The organism is Shewanella sp. 3_MG-2023, assembly GCF_030548765.1.
GTDB lineage: Bacteria > Pseudomonadota > Gammaproteobacteria > Enterobacterales > Shewanellaceae > Shewanella.
In genome coordinates, this window is record NZ_JAUOSH010000067.1 from 1 (window position 1) to 2,658 (window position 2,658).

A 2,658-nucleotide genomic window follows, 5' to 3' on the forward strand; every position below is an offset into this window, starting at 1 on the left:
AATGAACTCAGTTTGTAATTGCACTAACTGTAAACAACGTACGGGAAGTGCTTTTGGAATATCTACTTATTTTAAAACTGATGCTGTATTAAAGAAATCAGGCGAAACAAAGATTTATAAGTTGTGGCATAAAGAGCAAGATCACGAACAAAACCGTCATTTTTGTACTCAATGCGGTACTACGCTGTATTGGACTATATCAACCATGCCTCATTTAATTGGTGTCGCTGGTGGTTGTTTTTCAGCTTCTGAAATTTTAGAACCAACTCATACATTAAATAACTCTGATAAATGTCAGTGGATTAGCTTTCCTTCTAACTGGCAAGTTCAAGAGTAATTTGCATATAACAGATAAGGATAGGCCGCGCGTAGCCGCGGCCTTATCCCAAGTGTTGAACAAGCCCGAGTGATACCTTTATAGTGTAAATATCGGCGTAAGATCTTACGCTTTTTCGATGTGTGCAGAGCAGTTACATTTTTTACTAGCCGCATCGATCCCTTAGCATCGTCAGCTAATTTTGTTACCTAATAAATTAACATGGCCACCCATTCCAGGTGGCTAAATATCAAACACTCTACTAGGCTTTGGTCATTACTTAATATTAGGTAGTTGATGATGGCCAGACCTAGAAAAACACTCGTGAGCTTAGAAGACACCCCTTACTATCACTGCTGTACGCGGGTGGTGCGCAAAGCATTTTTGTGTGGATTTGATAAGTCGACTGGTGATAACTATGAACATCGCCGAGAGTGGGTTGATTCGCGTATTATTGAATTAGCGACGATTTTTGCGATTGATATTTGTGCTTATGCCGTGATGAGTAACCATTTACATGTGGTGCTTAAAGTCGATGTGGATAAAGCCAAAGAATGGTCTGATATAGATGTGCTTACCCAATGGCATAAAGGCTTTAAAGGCACCTTGCTGACCCATAAATTTGTTAAAGGTGAAGTCCTTAATGAGTTTGAATTAAAGACGGTTAATGATTGTATTGGGCTATATCGAGAACGTTTAACCGATATTAGTTGGTTTATGCGTTCCTTGAGTGAACCGATTGCGAGAATGGCCAATAAAGAAGACAAGTGTACAGGTCGCTTTTGGGAAGGGCGCTTTAAATCTCAAGCCTTGTTAGATGATGCGGCCGTACTCGCCTGCATGGCTTATGTGGACTTAAATCCCATTCGCGCCAGGATGGCAGCAACACCTGAAACCTCCGATTACACCAGTATTCAGCGTCGCATTAATTCAGCTATAAACTGTGAGCAACCAAAAGCGTTGCTTCCCTTTGTGGGCAATGAGCGTTTAGATATGCCCAATGGTTTAATGTTTAGCGTCAAAGATTACATTGTGCTGGTTGAAGATACTGGGCGGATTATTCGTGATGATAAACGTGGCGCCATCAGCGCGAGTAGTCAGGATATTCTCAATCGATTGAATATACCTGCTGAAAACTGGTTAAAAATCACCACTGAATTTGGTGCATTATTTAAAGGAGCTGTAGGGGCGTTACCTGCATTAACTGAATATTGTGAACATTTAGAGCGTAAACGACGACAAGGCGCAGCTAACTGTCAGCGCTGGTTGTGCGCTTAATAAATCATTTCTTAATTTAAAATAACAGCATTTCCCACTTGATTGATATCAAGCTTTTCTGCTGTGTTTGATTTAGTTTATGAGTGAATTTTGGTGATTAATGATGAAATATTCAGTCCTTTGGCAGGAATAATCCCATCAGTAAATGAATGTTGGTGTTGGCAACTCAAAATGAAAGGCGTTATGTTATAACTTCAAAATAATGGGTGGCTATGTATTTAGTTTATGTTATAACTTCAAAATAATGGGTGGCTATGTATTTAGTTTATGGGTGGCTATGTATTTAGTTTTTCAGCCCAAACCGAAAACGTTCAAGCTTTAGAGCAGGCTTGGAAACACATCAATAAAGCAATTAATTCCGCTTATTCAAGCGATCAGCAATCAACAGCAGAAATTCAAACAAAGCTACTAGCTCAAGTCTATTGTGCTTTTGCTGAAGCTGTATTTTCTAAACTGATTCATACCCCAGATTCTTTTCTTGCTTCAGAGATAACTCAAATAAAAGCCAAGGGAAAAAGAAACATTGTAGAGGCTTGGAAAAAGTGTGTTGAATTAGCTTTGCAGAAAGTACAAGGCAAGAGCAGTGGGCATGTTGCAAACGCTAATCAAAAAATCTGTTCACTAATCGATGACTATGTTTATGATCCTAGTTTACTTCGGAATAAAATCGCACATGGGCAATGGCGTGTCGCTTTAAATTCAAACAATACCAAGGTGAATAGTGAATTGACAACGAAGATTCAAACTATAAACGTAATAGATTTGTATCGTGCGAAAGAAGCCTTTCAAAGCTTATTTAGAATTGTCGAGGATATAATAGAGTCACCCAATAAAGCACACCATAGAGATTACTGGCTTCACATCACTGACTTTGAAACTTCGCAGAAAAAGATGGAATCTTGGACTCTGAGCAACAAAATTGATGCCCTTAAGAAAAAGAAACAATATGCAAAGTTAGCTAGGCAGAAGCATAACAAGGCAGAAGCATAATCGGGTAGCCGGAGGTATCTAGCCTCCAGCCCCCACACCACCCTGCATGCGGCTCCGCACAGGGCGGTTCCCAA

The 2,658-nt window shown here is 39.8% G+C and carries 3 protein-coding genes; all 3 read left to right on the forward strand.

Going from position 1 to position 2,658, the window contains the following annotated elements:
• A partial coding sequence (locus Q4591_RS19925; protein ID WP_303462586.1) for a GFA family protein occupies nucleotides 1–337 on the forward strand: 337 nt, incomplete at its 5' end.
• A gap of 279 nt (nucleotides 338–616) precedes the next feature.
• Complete coding sequence (locus Q4591_RS19930) at nucleotides 617–1,594, forward strand: transposase (RefSeq protein ID WP_198590850.1); 978 nt, start codon at nucleotides 617–619, stop codon at nucleotides 1,592–1,594.
• Between the two features lie 267 nt (nucleotides 1,595–1,861).
• On the forward strand, nucleotides 1,862–2,584 hold the full coding sequence (locus tag Q4591_RS19935; RefSeq protein WP_303462588.1) for a hypothetical protein: 723 nt from the start codon (nucleotides 1,862–1,864) through the stop codon (nucleotides 2,582–2,584).
• The last annotated feature ends 74 nt before the right edge of the window (nucleotides 2,585–2,658 follow it).